The sequence below is a fragment of the Demequina aurantiaca genome, assembly GCF_050598105.1.
Taxonomy (GTDB): domain Bacteria; phylum Actinomycetota; class Actinomycetes; order Actinomycetales; family Demequinaceae; genus Demequina; species Demequina aurantiaca_A.
Map to the genome: position 1 here is coordinate 1,332,572 of NZ_CP192436.1, position 14,481 is coordinate 1,347,052.

Sequence of the window (14,481 nt, forward strand, 5' to 3'; positions counted from 1 at the left end):
AGGGGGAATGACCTGTGCCGGTCAATATTGCTGAAGACGCTGACGCGCGTGACCTGAACGACGCCGTAACTGGGGCCGTCGACGTCGAAGACGACGTGTCCGAGGACGCGGAGACCGACGAGAAGCCACGTCCCCGCAAGAAGCGGCGTCGACAGTGGGGTGCTGAGCGCCCGCGACCACCTCTGTCTATCCAGGAGAAGCCCGCGAGCACCGGCGCCACCTGGCTCGGTGGGCTGGCCATGGCCGTCACTGTGGTGGCTTGGGCTGCGTACCTCATTCAATCCGTGGTCTCGCAGTTCATCGACAACGGCATCAACGATAGCCAGTTCATCATCCAGACGGTGCTGTACGTGTCGATCATGACCCTGCTGATCTTCTCCGCCTTCATGTACCTGTTAGCGCGCCAGGGCGCGCTGTACCGGTCCCGCACCCATGCGCGGGTGCCGCGCGCTGAGATTGACGCGTTTATGGCGGACCACCGCTCGTCGCTGACCGTGCTGGTGCCGTCGTACGCCGAGGAGCCGTCCGTGGTGCGCTCGACGCTGCTGTCGGCCGCGCTCCAGGAGTACCCCGGCATGCGCATCGTGCTGTTGATCGACGATCCGCCCGCGCCCACCGACCCCGCCGCGCTGGACAGCCTCGAGGGCTGTCGTGCACTGGCAGGGGAGATCGAGGAACTCCTGAAGGAGCCCCACGATCGGTTCGCCGCGTCGCTCAGTGTTTACGATGCTGCGGCGGAGACCAACGGTCAGAGTACGCCCGACCAGGTGCGCTCCCTCGCGCTCGACTACGTCTGGGCCGCCGCCTGGCTGCGCGATCAGGCCACTTCCTACGCATCCGTGAGCCACGCCGACGACTTCATGTCCGAAGAAGTCTTCGGCGGTCTCGCCGGCGACTTCGAGATCACGGCACGCGCGCTGTTCCGTTCGCTCGACGAGAAGGCCCCGCTGCCTTCCGCCCGTCTGAGCCAGCTCGGCCGCCGACTCGTGTGGACGTTCGACGCGACGCTCACCTCCTTCGAGCGCAAGCGGTACGCCCACCTGCCGCACGACGCGAACAAGGCGATGAACCTCAACGCCTACATGGGCCTGATGGGTCGCAAGGTACGCGCCGTCGACACCAAGATCGGCATCGTGCTGCGCGACGCGACCGACGAGGACGTGTCCAATGACGAAGTGATGGACGTTCCGGACAGCGACTACATCCTGACGCTCGACGCCGACAGCGTGCTCTTGCGTGAGTACTGCCTGCGTCTGGTGCACTACATGGAGGCGCCGGGCAACGAGCGGATCGGTGTCATCCAGACGCCCTACTCTGCGTTCCGCGGAGCGGAGACGCGGCTCGAGCGGATCGCGGGCGCGACTACCGACATTCAGCACATCCTCCACCAGGGTCTGACGTACTTTGGCGCTACCTTCTGGGTGGGCGCGAACGCGGTGATCCGAAAGGCGGCGCTCGACGACATCGTTGAGGTCAGCTACGTCGGGGGACAGCAGGTACGTAGGTACGTACAGGACCGCACCGTCATCGAGGACACTGAGTCCAGCATCGACCTGATCGCCACCGGATGGTCGCTCTTTAACTACCCCGAGCGACTCAGCTACAGCGCCACGCCTCCCGACTTCGGTTCGCTCGTCGTGCAGCGCGCACGTTGGGCCAACGGTGGCCTGCTCATCCTGCCCAAGTTCCTCCGCTACCGTCGCCGCGAACGCAAGGCGGGCACCAGAGTGCCTCGCGCGTCGGCCGCGCTCCGTTTCAACTACATGGCGTCCATCTCCTGGGCGAGCATCGGGCTGGTGCTGCTGCTGGTTTTCCCGTTCGACGAGAAGCTGCTGAGCCCCGTCATCGTCGTCGCGGCGTTGCCGTACTTCCTGGCGATGTCCTCCGACTTCAAACGACTCGGGTACAAGCGGACGGACATCTTCCGGGTGTACGCGTTCAACCTGCTGTTGCTTCCGGTCAACCTCGCGGGGACGATCAAGTCCCTCCAACAGGCAGCCGCGAAGTCCAAGATTGCGTTTGCGCGGACACCCAAGGTCGAGAACCGCACGTCTACGCCGGCGCTCTACGTGCTCGCCGCGTACCTGATCGCGGCGTTCTCCTTCTACACGCTCGCGAACGACGTCATCACGCAGAACTGGAGCAACGGCGCCTTCGCCCTGTTCAACGGGGTACTGACGACATATGCGATCTTCGCGTTCATCGGATTCCGTAACTCGATTGTCGACGTGGTGCTCGGATTCACGCACTGGGTGCGCATTCCCGCGAAGGTCCGCGAGGAGCCCAAGGAGAGCGGTGCCGCCGGCGACCCCGACTGGGATGCCGTGTTGTACTTTGGCCCCGACTACGTCGGAGCGCCTGGCGAACGGCCCTCTCCGGCCGTGAGCGACACGCCTATGGAGCGGCGCGGCGACACCCGCGCGCGTCACCGCGGGTAAGCGGCGTGACTATTTTCTTCCTCGGACGGCCGGCACACAGCATGTCAGCGCGCCTGACCAACATCTGGAGTTCCCGATGACCAAATCAACTTCCGTATCGAGCGCCCCTCGAACTCGAATCTCCCTGTTCCGGGTCACCCTGGTGCTGGTGTGCACTGGACTGCTGGGGTGGGCGGGATTCAACGCCTTCGCCTCCGTGGTCACCAAGCCGATCGTGCCCGGTCCCTCCGTCTTTGCGTCCTATGTTGACGTGACGGTGACGCCGACGTACTCCTTCGGCACGCCCGTCGGGCCAGCGCAGTCGCACGTGATTCTGTCGTTCATCGTCGCCGACCCGACGAGCAGCTGCACCCCGTTGTGGGGCGGGGCCTATTCCCTCGACGAGGCCGCCGCCGACCTCGAATTGGACCGGCGCATCTCTCAGCTGCGAAGCACGGGCGGGGAGGCACGCGTCTCCTTTGGAGGCCAGGCCGGCACGGAAATTGCCGTGACCTGCACCGACGAGGCAGCCCTTCAGGATGCGTACCAGTCAGTGGTCGACCGCTACACGCTGACGGGCATCGACCTCGACATCGAGGGCGCCTCCTTGGCAGATCCCGAGGCGGGAGTCCGCCGGGCGGCCGCGATCAAGGCGGTCCAGGACCAGACCCTCGAGGATGGCCGCAGCCTCTCCGTGTGGCTGACGCTGCCCGTCGCGCCCACCGGCCTTACGGCCGAGGGCATCACCGCGGTGGACCAGATGCTTGCTGCTGGCGTCGACCTCGCCGGAGTCAACGGGATGACCATGGACTTCAACAGCGGGGTGTCCGCCACGGCGCCGTACTCCGACGTGGTGTTGGAGGCGTCGACCGCGCTGCACGCCCAGGTCACCGAGGCGTACGCGCGCATCGGAACCAAGCTCTCCGTCACGCACGCGTGGGAGAAGGTGGGTATCACGCCGATGATCGGGCAGAACGACATCCCGGGCGAGGTATTCACCCTCGGTGACGCCGCGACCGTGAATGAGTTTGCGCGGGCTAACGGCGTGGGCCAGCTGTCCATGTGGTCGCTCAACCGTGACGCCACCTGCCAGAGTCCGCTGCCCACCGTGCTCACGGTGGTGCAGACGTTCTGCAGCGGGGTTGACCAGGGAGGCAAGTCCTTCGCCGAGGTTCTGGCGGAGGACCTACCGTCCGCGCCGTTCGAGTCGTCGGACACCGACGATGCGCCGTCGGCCTCTGCGTCACCGTCCGAGTCGCCCACCGCCGTCTCCACTGACGAGGCGGACGACCCCGAGACCAGCCCGTTCCCGATCTGGGACCCGCTGGGTACCTACCCAACGGGAACCATGATCGTCTGGCACCACAACGTCTACGAGGCGCGCTACTGGACCAGCGGCGTCGCCCCGGATACTCAGGCCGCCGTCGTCGGCGACCTGCCGTGGATCCTCGTCGGGCCCGTACTGCCCGGCGACACCCCTGCACCCCTGCCGACGCTTCCCGCTGGCAGTTACCCGCAGTGGGATGTGAGCGAGACCTACTCCGCTGGCACGCGAGTGCAGCTAGGCAATGTCCCTTATGAGGCCAAGTGGTGGTCCGAGGGACAGGAGCCGGGTGTGGCCGTCGCAGGCGGTTCTCCTTGGGTGCTCATCACGCCGGCAAGCGCGGAGTAACCAGTTAGCGCCTCTCACGGGGTTGCGGTTCTTACCGCAGCCCCGTGAGGCGGGTGCGCTACGCTTCCAGCACACTGACGTAGGAGAGGCCACGCCATGCCCAGCGACGTATTGCTAGAAATCACCAAGGTCGGCCTACTCGCGTTCGTCGTGGCCAGCATGTTATCGATGGGCTTGAAGCTCACGGTGGCGAGCATCGTCGAACCGCTGAAGAACGCGCGGCTCGTGATCCTGCTGCTGTTGGCCAACTTTGTGGTGGTGCCCGCGATCATGGTGCTGGTCACGTCGGTGTTGCCGATGGATGACGCCACCGCGACTGCGTTGATCCTGGTCTCGTGCTGTGCGGGGGCTCCCTTCCTGCCCACGCTGGCCAAGCTCTCCAAGGGCGACCCGGCCTTCGCTGTGGGCGGCATGGTGCTACTCATGGTCGTGACGGTGGTGTACGCGCCCATCGTGGTGCCGCTAGTGGTGAAGGGGGCCACCGTCTCCGCCTGGGACATCGCCTCCTCACTGATAGTCCTCATGCTGATCCCGCTCGCCGTCGGCCTGTTCATCCGGGCCCGGTACACGGGCCTCGCCGCGACGTGGGCCAAGCCAGTGAATCAGCTCTCAATAATGGGGCTGCTGATCGGACTGGTCGCCGGCATCCTCACCAACTGGAGCGAGATCGTCGCATCGGTCGGCACCTGGATCTTTGTCGGCACGCTCATCCTGGTCGTGGTGAGCTACGCGGCCGGATATCTGGCCGGGTTCGGTATGCCGAGCGCGAGCCGCAGGATCACCAGTTTCGCTACGGCACAGCGCAACATCTCGGCCGCCCTGGTCATTGCGGTGTCGCTCGATGGCGACGTGATGGTGCGCACGCTCGTGGCCGCGCTTGTGGTCCCCGTCCTACTGATCCTTGTCGCGGCGGAGATGGGCAAGCGTGGCGGCAAGCCGGAGCGCGAGCAGGCGGCTGCGACGGCCTAGCACGGTGAGGCGGCACTCGGCGAGCGCCGCGAAACCAACTCGCGTAGCGTCGGACGTGCGCACCCGCGTGAGGTTTCCACAGCAAGCGACCGGGAGGTCAGCATGGACATGGGCGACATGATGAACAATGCGAAGGACGCGGCCGGCAAGGTCTCGGACGAGCAAATCGACGATGCCGTCGACCAGATCAAGGCCAAGACTCCCGACAGCGTCGACGACAAGGTCGACATGCTCGCCGAGCAAGCCAAGAAGCTCAACGACTAGAGCGTTGCGCTAGATCATCGCTGCGAACCGCGCCGCCCGGCTTGATCGCGCGGCGTGGTTCGCGCCCGGGTACCCCGTTTGGCAAGCCGATGCCGGGCGGACCCATGAACCTCGGTACGATTATCGGGTGTGCGCCTGACGGCGTGCGCTCCGACGACACCTAAGGGGTTCCTCTGTGGCCAGCATGACCGTGACCATCGACGGCGAAGAACGTTCGATCGAGACCGGCACCACCGGCTTGGTCCTGTTCCAGGACCGCCGTGACGTGGTCGTGATGAGGGTCGCGGGCGAGCTGGTTGACTTGGCGCGTGTGCTGAGTGAAGGCGACGTCGTCGAGGCGGTGACCGTGAGCGAGCCGGACGGCCTCATGGTGTTGCGCCACTCGACCGCGCACGTGCTGGCGCAGGCGGTCCAGCAGATCAACCCTGCCGCGAAGCTCGGCATCGGCCCGCCCATCGAGAACGGCTTCTACTACGACTTCGACGTCGAGGAGCCCTTCACCCCGGAGGACCTCAAGGCGCTCGAGAAGGCGATGCAGCGCATCGTCAAGGAGGGCCAGACGTTCTCTCGTCGCGAGATCACCGACGCCGACGCGCTCGCCGAGCTGGCAGACGAGCCCTACAAGTGCGAGTTGGTCGGCTTAAAGTCCAACGCGGCCGATGCGGCCGAGGGCGCCTCCGCCGAGGTGGGCGACGGCGGCCTGACCATCTATGACAACCTCAACCGCCAGGGCGAGACCAAGTGGAAGGACCTCTGCCGGGGCCCGCACGTCGCGAACACCAAGGTGCTCGCCAACGGCTGGTCACTCATGCGTTCCGCGGCCGCCTACTGGCGCGGCAACGAGAACAACCCGCAGCTGCAGCGCGTTTACGGCACCGCCTGGCCGACCAAGGAAGAACTCACGTCGTATAAGGAGCGCCTCGCCGAGGCCGAGCGCCGCGACCACCGCCGCCTGGGCGCGGAGATGGACCTGTTCTCCTTCCCCGACGCGATCGGCTCCGGTCTCGCGGTCTTCCACCCCAAGGGTGGGGTGATCCGCATGGAGATGGAGGAGTACTCGCGCAGGCGCCACGTCGAGGAGGGCTACGAGTTCGTCTACACCCCCCACGCGACCAAGAAGCAGCTGTTCGAGACCTCCGGTCACCTCGACTGGTACGCGGACGGCATGTACCCGCCCATGCACATGGACGAGGAGCGCGACGCCGAAGGCAACATCACTAAGCAGGGCCAGGACTACTACCTGAAGCCCATGAACTGCCCCATGCACAACCTGATCTTCGACTCTCGCGGACGCTCGTACCGCGAGCTGCCACTGCGCATGTTCGAGTTCGGCACGGTGTACCGCAATGAGAAGTCGGGAGTGGTCCACGGACTCACGCGAGCCCGCGGCTTCACTCAGGACGATGCGCACATCTACTGCACCCGCGAGCAGATGAAGGACGAGCTCACCACGACGCTGAACTTTGTGCTCGGCCTACTGAAGGACTACGGGCTCACCGACTTCTACCTGGAGCTGTCCACCCGCAACCCCGAGAAGTCCGTGGGCGACGACGACGTCTGGGAGGAGGCCACCGAGACGCTACGCCAGGTGGGCCTCGCGTCCGGGCTCGAGCTGGTCCCTGACCCCGAGGGTGCGGCGTTCTACGGCCCCAAGATCTCGGTTCAGACCCGTGACGCGATCGGTCGCTCATGGCAGATGTCCACCATCCAGCTTGACTTCAACCTGCCCGAGCGGTTTGAGCTTGAGTACACGGCCGCAGACAACTCGCGCCAGCGCCCGGTGATGATCCACCGTGCGCTGTTCGGCTCCATCGAGCGGTTCTTCGCGATCCTCACCGAGCACTACGCGGGCCAGTTCCCCGTGTGGTTGGCGCCGGTGCAGGTCCGCGCCATCCCGGTGGCGGAGCCTTTCAACGAGTACTTGGGCGAGATCGTCGCCGAGCTCAAGCGGCAGGGTGTCCGCGCGGAGATGGACGACTCCGACGAGCGGTTCCCCAAGAAGATTCGGTCCGCGTCCAAGGACAAGGTGCCGTTCGTGCTGATCGCCGGCGGGGACGACAAGGACGCCGGAGCGGTCAGCTTCCGCCTGCGCGACGGCAGCCAGGACAACCAGGTGCCGGTAGCCGACGCGGTGGCCCGCATCGTGGCCGCCATCGCCGACAAGGTGCAGGTGTAGCGCGTGGTGGACATCGTTGACGGCGAGATGATGGGCGGAGAGGCCGACGGCTTCGAGCGCCTCTGGACGCCGCATCGTATGGCGTATGTCAGCCACTCCTCGGAGCGCAAGGCGTACGAGGGCGAGCACCAGTGCCCGCTGTGCCAGAAGATCGACGGCAACGACCGCGAAAGCCTGGTCGTGTTCCGCGGTGAATTCAATTACGTGGTGCTCAATCTGTACCCCTACAACCCCGGCCACCTGATGGTGTGTCCCTACCGCCACATCGGCTGGTACACGGACGCCACGGATGCCGAGCGGGACGAGATGGGCGCGCTGACGCAGCAGGCCATGCGGGTGCTCGAGCGCGTGAGCGGCACCAAGGGTTTCAACATCGGCATGAACCAGGGCGCCGTCGGCGGCGCCGGGATCGCTGAGCACCTTCACCAGCACGTCGTGCCACGATGGACTGGCGACTCCAACTTCCTGCCGATCATTGCCCAGACCAAGGCTCTTCCGGAGCTCTTGGACGACACGTGGCAGCGGCTCAGCGAGGCTTGGACCAACGAGGGCTAGCGCCCGGAGCAGAGGAATTTGATGTTCGGCAAATTGCGGCCATTGGCCGCCAGAGTCTTGGAAGCGCCAGCGCGCGCTTTACTGAAGATGGGCATCCACCCCAACGCGATAACCATCATCGGGACGCTCGGCGTGGTTATCAGCGCGCTGTACTTCTTCCCCAAGGGCGGCACGATGCTGTTCTGGGGCGCGCTGATCATCACCTTCTTCGCGATGACGGACATGATCGACGGGACGATGGCACGGCTGGGTGGGCTGTCGTCTCGCCTGGGCGCTTTCCTCGACTCCACGCTCGACCGGGTCGCGGACGCGGCCATCTTTGGCGCGCTGGTGTGGACCTTCCTCGACGTGGACCGCAACACCGCGCTGGCGGCGATGCTCTGCCTCACCATTGGCTCCTTTGTCCCGTACGCGCGGGCCCGAGCCGAGTCGCTCGGCATCGACGCCTCCGTCGGCATTGCGGAACGCTCTGACCGACTCTTTGTGGGTCTGATGGCGACCGGGCTCGTGGGACTCGGCCTGCCGCTGTGGGTGCTGACCTGGTCGCTCTACGCCTTGGCCGTCGCCGCCCTCATCACCGTGGTGCAGCGTTCATGGGCGGTGAAGCGTGCCTCGGCGCTGTCTCCCTTGTTGCCGGGGGAGAAGGCGCCTGGCGCCCACCCCGCGCTCACCGTTGAGGACCTGGAGCGCGAACGCGAGCTGGGTCGCGAGGACGAGCGCAAGCGCGCGGCCGGCGTCGCTGAGTCCGAGCCCGCGAATCAGGGTGAGAATGCCACGATGGAAGAGGACCGCGGCTCCTCCGAATGAACATGTTTCTTGCTGCGTGGCGGACGTCGCGCTACCTACCCGTACCCGTGATCCGCGGCCTGGCCTGGACTGGGGGCAGCGTCGCGTGGTTCATGCGCGGCAAGTCGGTCACGCGGCTCGAAGGCAACCTCAGCAAGGTCACGGGCCTGTCGGGGCGGCCACTGCGGAAGCTGAGCCGACGCGGAATGCTCACCACCGCCGCCTATTACGCGGAGGTTCTTGAGCTCCCACGCATGAGCGGGGAGGCGATTGACGCCCGGGTGAGGATGCACAACCCGGAGCAGTTTGTGGCGGCTCTTAAGGACGAGAACGTGGTCGTCGCGCCCCTGAGCCACTCAGGCAACTGGGACCTGATCGGCGCCTTCGGAGCCCGTAACCTGGGCCCGGTGACGTCCGTGGCCGAGGTCCTAAAGCCCAAGGAAGTGTTCGACGAGTTCATCGCGTTTCGCGAGGGCCTCGGCATGACGATCTTTGGGCACGAGGGTTCGGCGACCTTCCGCAGGCTAGTCGCCGCCGCGAACGGCAAGGGGATTCTGGCGCTGGTAGCTGATCGGGACCTGTCGGGCAGCGGCATCGCGGTCAAGATGTGGGGACACGACGCGCGCGTCGCGCCGGGCCCCGCCGCGCTGGCCGCCTCCTCCAAGGCGCCCCTGATCCCGGTGTTCATCCACTCCGAGAAGCTCACAGGCGCGCGCCGCAAGGCAGCGAAGTCTCGCACCGGCAAGGTGATGGTGTTTGGACCGGTCGTACGTGTCCCCGACGGGCCTAAGCCGCAAGCGGTGCAGTCCATGACAGAGTCCTGGGTAGCGTTCATGAGCGAGCAGATCGCGGCGCACCCGGAGGACTGGCACATGCTGCAACGGTTTGGCTGGATCGAATGAGGATTGGCATCGTCTGCCCCTACTCGCTCGATCGCCCCGGGGGCGTGCAGCTCCACGTCACCGACCTCGCCGAGGCGCTCATCGCCCGCGGCCACGAGGTGTCGGTGCTGGCCCCCGCAGCGCCCAACACCCCGGTGCCGTCCTACGTTCAGGCGAGCGGTCGGTCAATCCCCGTCAGCTACAACGGCTCGACCGCGCGCCTCACCTTTGGCCTGCTGACCGCGGCACGCGTGCGGCGCTGGCTCCAGGACGGCAACTTTGACGTGGTTCACCTGCACGAACCAGGCACGATGTCGCTGAGCGTGATCGCGATGTGGGCCCGGCTCGGGCCGACCGTCGCGACCTTCCACACGTCGAACGACCACTCGCGCCTCATGCGGATCGCCAAGCCGTTCATCAAGCCGGGCATGGAGGAACTCGATGCGCGCATCGCGGTGTCCCCGTCGGCGGACAAGACCGTTCAGCAGCACCTGCACCTCGCGGCCACCCACATCATCCCCAACGGGGTCGACACCTCGGGGTACGTCAACGCGCAGCCAAAGCGCGAGTGGCAGGGGACCAAGACCGCCCCAACCATCGGGATTCTGGGCCGCATGGAGGAGACCCGCAAGGGGCTCGACGACTTCCTCGCCATGATCCCGATCGTGAGGGCGAAACTTCCCCGCACCCGCTTCCTCGTAGCTGGCCGCTTCTCCGACCGCGTGGCCGCAAAGGCGGCGCGCGCCGGGGCAGAGATAGTCGGCGAGCTGCAGGAGGACGAGAAGGAGGTGTTCATGAGTTCCGTGGACATCTACTGCGCGCCAAACCTCGGCGGTGAGAGCTTCGGAATCGTGCTCGTCGAGGCCATGGCTGCGGGAGCTGCCGTCGTCGCGAGCGACCTGACGGCGTTCAAGGACGTCGCGACGAACGTCGACGGCGTCGAGACCGTCGCGTTTCACCGCGTAGGCGACGCGGGCGATTTGGCCGCCCATGTCCTCTCCTTGCTAGGCGACCCGGACGGGCGCGCCGCCCTGGCGCTGCTCGGTCAGGAGTGCGCCAAGGAGTTCGACTGGGACGTCGTCGCGCCGCGGGTCTTGGAGACGTACCGCGACGCGATTAGAATGGACGCGGAATTCCACCCCAATCAGAGTAAGGAAGCAGCCTCATGAGTCAGCCCGATGCTAAGTCACCCCAGGTAGGCACCGATCTGGTCAAGCGCGGCATGGCCGAGATGCTCAAGGGCGGCGTGATCATGGACGTCGTCAACGCCGAGCAGGCCAAGATCGCTGAGGACGCAGGCGCGGTCGCGGTCATGGCACTCGAGCGTGTACCAGCGGACATTCGCGCGCAGGGTGGCGTCTCGCGCATGAGCGACCCCGACATGATCGAGAAGATCATCGCCGCTGTTTCCATCCCCGTGATGGCCAAGGCCCGCATCGGACACTTTGTCGAGGCGCAGATTCTCGAGAGCCTCGGCGTCGACTACATCGACGAGTCCGAGGTGCTGACCCCCGCGGACTACACCCACCACATCGACAAGTGGAACTTCACGGTTCCCTTCGTCTGCGGCGCCACTAACTTGGGTGAGGCGCTGCGTCGCATCTCCGAGGGTGCCGCGATGATTCGCTCGAAGGGCGAGGCCGGCACCGGTGACGTCTCCAACGCCACCACCCACATGCGCACGCTGCGTTCGCAGATCGCGCGCCTCACGTCCATGCCCAAGGACGAGCTCTACGTGGCAGCCAAGGAACTCCAGGCTCCGCTGCAGCTGGTCCAGGAGGTCGCCGCGACCGGCAAGCTCCCCGTCGTGACCTTCACCGCGGGTGGAATCGCCACCCCGGCCGACGCCGCCATGATGATGCAGCTGGGCGCCGAGGGCGTCTTCGTGGGATCCGGAATCTTCAAGTCCGGCAACCCCGAGCAGCGCGCCAAGGCGATCGTTAAGGCCACCACGTTCTTCGACGATGCCTCCGTGGTCGCGGACGTCTCGCGTGGACTCGGCGAGGCGATGGTCGGCATCAACGTTGAAGAGGTTCCTGAGCCTCACCGCCTGGCCGAGCGCGGCTGGTAGGGCACGGCACCTCGAGTCGCCGCTGTTCCGGCTCTCTAGCGAGACGTGGCGAAACGTGAATGAATCGGCGGCGCAGTCCAGGGTCGCGCGGGAAGCTGCGCGGGTCCTACTTTTCGACTCGCGGGGGCGGATCATGCTGCTCAAAGGGCATGACCCCGTGCAGCCGGGGCGTCAATGGTGGTTCACGCCGGGCGGCGGTCTCGAGGCGGGGGAGTCGACCCGGGTGGCCGCTGCTCGCGAGCTGCTCGAGGAGACCGGCTACGCGCTGGCCGCCGACTCGCTCGTAGGGCCCGTGTGGGAGAGGTCGGCGGTGTTCGACTTCATGCAGACGCCCTACGTCCAGCACGAGGTGTTCTTTGTGGCGACGCTTGGCGCCGATGCTGCGCCGGGTGACCTCGCCTGGACCGACGCCGAGGTGGACGCCATTGACGACACCAGGTGGTTCTCGGCGGACGACCTGGCTAGCGTCGAGATAGAGATTTTTCCTTCCAGTCTTAGAGAATTGTTGAGCACCGTGATGCCCTGGGATGGGCTTCTCAGGCACTTGGCAGAGGAGCATGCATGAGCGAAGTGATCACCACCGAGGCCGGCCCGATCGTGGGTGTGCTGGCGTTGCAGGGCGACGTGCGGGAACACGCCGCGGTCCTGACTGCGCTCGGCGCCACCGTCGTTGCGGTGCGTCGACTCTCCGAGCTGGAGCAGGTGCAGGCCCTGGTGATCCCCGGCGGGGAGTCGACGACTATCGACAAGCTCCTGAGGGCGTTCGACCTGCGCGATCCCGTGATTGCGGCGATCGACGCGGGGCTCCCGGTGCTCGGTTCGTGCGCTGGCATGGTGCTTCTTGCTCGCGACATCGTAGGCGGCATAGAGGGCCAGCAGACGCTGGGCGGCATCCCCATGACCGTGCGACGCAACGCCTTCGGGCGCCAGGTCGACTCCGCTGAGGTCGCGCTCACGTGGGAGCCGGACGGTTCGGACATGCACGCCACCTTCATCCGTGCCCCCTGGGTCGAGGCCTACGATGCTGGCGTCGAGGTGCTCGCGACCGTGGCGGGCCGGGACGAGGACGCACAGGGTTCCCATGCGGTGGCCGTGCGCTACGGCAACTGCATCGCCACGGCCTTCCACCCGGAGATCTCCGGGGACCACCGCGTGCACCAGCTGCTGCTGGACGTCGTGGCGTCACGCCGCGACTAGCTTGCGGGCGCCTCCCGCGAGGCTAGGTGGGCAGCAGTCGGTCCTGCCCTAGACTGGTCGGTAATTCTGTACTGACCGCAGTTTTTCCGACAGCACCATTCGTCAACTCGATTTCACTGGGAGCCAACGTGTCCGGACACTCCAAATGGGCCACGACCAAGCACAAGAAGGCCATCACCGATAGCCGCCGCGCTAAGTCGTTCGCCAAGCTGGTCAAGAACATCGAGGTCGCGGCGCGCGACGGCGGCGCAGACATGTCCGGCAACCCCACGCTGGTCGACGCCGTCCAGAAGGCCAAGAAGACCTCGGTACCCAACGACAACATCGACCGCGCGATCAAGCGTGGTGCCGGCCTCGAGGCCGGCGCGGCCAGCTACGAGACCATCATGTACGAGGCCTACGGGCCCAACGGTGTTGCGATGCTGATCGAGTGTCTGACTGACAACCGCAACCGTGCCGCCATGGAGGTCCGGACCGCACTCACCCGCAACCACGGCACCCTCGCCGACCCGGGCTCTGTCATGTTTATGTTCTCCCGCAAGGGTCAGGTCATCGTGGCTAAGGAGGGCGACGCCGACGAGGATCATCTGATGGAGGCGACCCTCGACGCAGGCGCGGAGGACATCACCGATCTTGGCGAGCACTTCGAGATCATCTCCGAGCCCACCGACGTGGTCGCCGTGCGCACCGCGCTTCAGGCGGCCGGACTTGACTACGACAGCGCTGAGGCCACCTGGATGCCCTCAGTGAAGATCGAACTGGACGTCGACGGCGCAAAGAAGATGCTGCGTCTCATCGACGCACTGGAGGACTGCGACGACGTACAGAACGTCTACGCGAACATGGACGCTTCGGACGAGGTGCTCGAGGAAGCGTCCGCCGAGTAGCCCTATGCGCATCCTCGGTGTCGACCCAGGCCTGACTCGCTGTGGACTGGGCGTCATCGATGCCGGACGTTCGCGCAAGATTGAGCTGGTGGACGTCTCCGTGGCCCGCTCGAGCGCGGATGCCGAGGTGCCCCAGCGGCTCGCAACGATTGCGGACGCGTTCGACGCCGCGCTCGACAAGCATCGGCCCGATGCCGTTGCGCTGGAGCGCGTGTTCGCCCAGCACAATGTGCGTACCGTCATGGGCACCGCGCAGATCTCCGGCGTGGTGATGGCCACAGCGGCGCGGCGGGGGATTCCCGTGGCGCTGTACACGCCGTCCGAGGTCAAGGCGGCAGTCACCGGCAGCGGCCGCGCGGACAAGGCTCAGGTGGGGTTCATGGTCGCCAAGCTGCTGGGGCTCGAGTCGATTCCCGGCCCGGCCGATGCCGCGGACGCCCTGGCGATCGCCATCGCCCACGCGTGGCGAGGCGGGGCGGGTGCGGTCGGGACGCGCACGGCAGGCACGGCTGGGCCTGCGGGTTCTCAAGGGAGCGCGGGTAGCGCTACCCCGGCGCAGCAGCGCTGGGCTGAAGCGGAGAGGGCCGCGCGCAAGCGTGGCTAGGG

At 66.2% G+C, this 14,481-nt stretch carries 14 protein-coding genes; all 14 read left to right on the forward strand.

Annotated features, from left to right (window positions below):
- The first annotated feature begins 14 nt into the window (after positions 1–14).
- The 14 genes from ACQU6B_RS05945 (at position 15) to ruvC (ending at position 14,479) form a co-directional block, all read left to right on the forward strand.
- Positions 15–2,438 (forward strand): glycosyltransferase family 2 protein, encoded by a 2,424-nt coding sequence (locus ACQU6B_RS05945; RefSeq protein WP_430869122.1) that lies wholly within the window; start codon positions 15–17, stop codon positions 2,436–2,438.
- A gap of 76 nt (positions 2,439–2,514) precedes the next feature.
- Positions 2,515–4,089: a chitinase gene (locus ACQU6B_RS05950; RefSeq protein WP_430869123.1), complete on the forward strand. Its 1,575-nt coding sequence runs from the start codon at positions 2,515–2,517 to the stop codon at positions 4,087–4,089.
- Positions 4,090–4,185: 96 nt separating this feature from the next.
- Positions 4,186–5,058, forward strand: a complete 873-nt coding sequence (locus ACQU6B_RS05955; protein WP_430869124.1) for a bile acid:sodium symporter family protein — start codon at positions 4,186–4,188, stop codon at positions 5,056–5,058.
- Between the two features lie 102 nt (positions 5,059–5,160).
- Positions 5,161–5,322 (forward strand): hypothetical protein, encoded by a 162-nt coding sequence (locus ACQU6B_RS05960; RefSeq protein WP_430869125.1) that lies wholly within the window; start codon positions 5,161–5,163, stop codon positions 5,320–5,322.
- Positions 5,323–5,506: 184 nt separating this feature from the next.
- The gene (gene thrS / locus ACQU6B_RS05965; protein WP_430869218.1) at positions 5,507–7,498 is read left to right on the forward strand and encodes a threonine--tRNA ligase; all 1,992 of its coding nucleotides are present in this window, start codon (positions 5,507–5,509) and stop codon (positions 7,496–7,498) included.
- A 27-nt stretch (positions 7,499–7,525) separates the two neighbouring features.
- Positions 7,526–8,053 (forward strand): HIT family protein, encoded by a 528-nt coding sequence (locus ACQU6B_RS05970; protein WP_430869219.1) that lies wholly within the window; start codon positions 7,526–7,528, stop codon positions 8,051–8,053.
- A gap of 87 nt (positions 8,054–8,140) precedes the next feature.
- Positions 8,141–8,860 carry a phosphatidylinositol phosphate synthase gene (pgsA, locus tag ACQU6B_RS05975; RefSeq protein WP_430869126.1) on the forward strand — a complete coding sequence of 240 codons (720 nt, stop codon included), beginning with the start codon at positions 8,141–8,143 and terminating at the stop codon, positions 8,858–8,860.
- Positions 8,857–9,741, forward strand: a complete 885-nt coding sequence (locus ACQU6B_RS05980) for a phosphatidylinositol mannoside acyltransferase (protein WP_430869127.1) — start codon at positions 8,857–8,859, stop codon at positions 9,739–9,741. Before pgsA ends, ACQU6B_RS05980 begins: the two co-directional genes overlap by 4 nt.
- Positions 9,738–10,889, forward strand: coding sequence for a glycosyltransferase family 4 protein (locus tag ACQU6B_RS05985; protein WP_430869128.1), 1,152 nt, complete (start codon positions 9,738–9,740; stop codon positions 10,887–10,889). The genes ACQU6B_RS05980 and ACQU6B_RS05985 overlap by 4 nt, the downstream gene beginning before the upstream one ends.
- Positions 10,886–11,791 (forward strand): pyridoxal 5'-phosphate synthase lyase subunit PdxS, encoded by a 906-nt coding sequence (gene pdxS, locus ACQU6B_RS05990; protein ID WP_430869129.1) that lies wholly within the window; start codon positions 10,886–10,888, stop codon positions 11,789–11,791. Before ACQU6B_RS05985 ends, pdxS begins: the two co-directional genes overlap by 4 nt.
- Before the next feature lie 55 nt (positions 11,792–11,846).
- Positions 11,847–12,356 carry an NUDIX hydrolase gene (locus ACQU6B_RS05995; protein WP_430869130.1) on the forward strand — a complete coding sequence of 170 codons (510 nt, stop codon included), beginning with the start codon at positions 11,847–11,849 and terminating at the stop codon, positions 12,354–12,356.
- Positions 12,353–12,988, forward strand: a complete 636-nt coding sequence (gene pdxT / locus ACQU6B_RS06000; RefSeq protein ID WP_430869131.1) for a pyridoxal 5'-phosphate synthase glutaminase subunit PdxT — start codon at positions 12,353–12,355, stop codon at positions 12,986–12,988. Before ACQU6B_RS05995 ends, pdxT begins: the two co-directional genes overlap by 4 nt.
- Before the next feature lie 128 nt (positions 12,989–13,116).
- Positions 13,117–13,875: a YebC/PmpR family DNA-binding transcriptional regulator gene (locus ACQU6B_RS06005; protein WP_430869132.1), complete on the forward strand. Its 759-nt coding sequence runs from the start codon at positions 13,117–13,119 to the stop codon at positions 13,873–13,875.
- Positions 13,876–13,879: 4 nt separating this feature from the next.
- Positions 13,880–14,479, forward strand: a complete 600-nt coding sequence (gene ruvC, locus ACQU6B_RS06010; RefSeq protein ID WP_430869133.1) for a crossover junction endodeoxyribonuclease RuvC — start codon at positions 13,880–13,882, stop codon at positions 14,477–14,479.
- The last annotated feature ends 2 nt before the right edge of the window (positions 14,480–14,481 follow it).

Excerpts from the sequence above, each read along its gene's own strand:
- ACQU6B_RS05950 (WP_430869123.1), top strand. The coding sequence starts at position 2,515 with ATGACCAAATCAACTTCCGTATCGAGCGCCCCTCGAACTCGAATCTCC.
- ACQU6B_RS05955 (WP_430869124.1), top strand. The coding sequence starts at position 4,186 with ATGCCCAGCGACGTATTGCTAGAAATCACCAAGGTCGGCCTACTCGCG.
- ACQU6B_RS05960 (WP_430869125.1), top strand. The coding sequence starts at position 5,161 with ATGGACATGGGCGACATGATGAACAATGCGAAGGACGCGGCCGGCAAG.
- thrS (WP_430869218.1), top strand. The coding sequence starts at position 5,507 with ATGACCGTGACCATCGACGGCGAAGAACGTTCGATCGAGACCGGCACC.
- ACQU6B_RS05970 (WP_430869219.1), top strand. The coding sequence starts at position 7,526 with ATGATGGGCGGAGAGGCCGACGGCTTCGAGCGCCTCTGGACGCCGCAT.
- pgsA (WP_430869126.1), top strand. The coding sequence starts at position 8,141 with ATGGGCATCCACCCCAACGCGATAACCATCATCGGGACGCTCGGCGTG.
- ACQU6B_RS05980 (WP_430869127.1), top strand. The coding sequence starts at position 8,857 with ATGAACATGTTTCTTGCTGCGTGGCGGACGTCGCGCTACCTACCCGTA.
- ACQU6B_RS05985 (WP_430869128.1), top strand. The coding sequence starts at position 9,738 with ATGAGGATTGGCATCGTCTGCCCCTACTCGCTCGATCGCCCCGGGGGC.
- pdxS (WP_430869129.1), top strand. The coding sequence starts at position 10,886 with ATGAGTCAGCCCGATGCTAAGTCACCCCAGGTAGGCACCGATCTGGTC.
- pdxT (WP_430869131.1), top strand. The coding sequence starts at position 12,353 with ATGAGCGAAGTGATCACCACCGAGGCCGGCCCGATCGTGGGTGTGCTG.
- ruvC (WP_430869133.1), top strand. The coding sequence starts at position 13,880 with ATGCGCATCCTCGGTGTCGACCCAGGCCTGACTCGCTGTGGACTGGGC.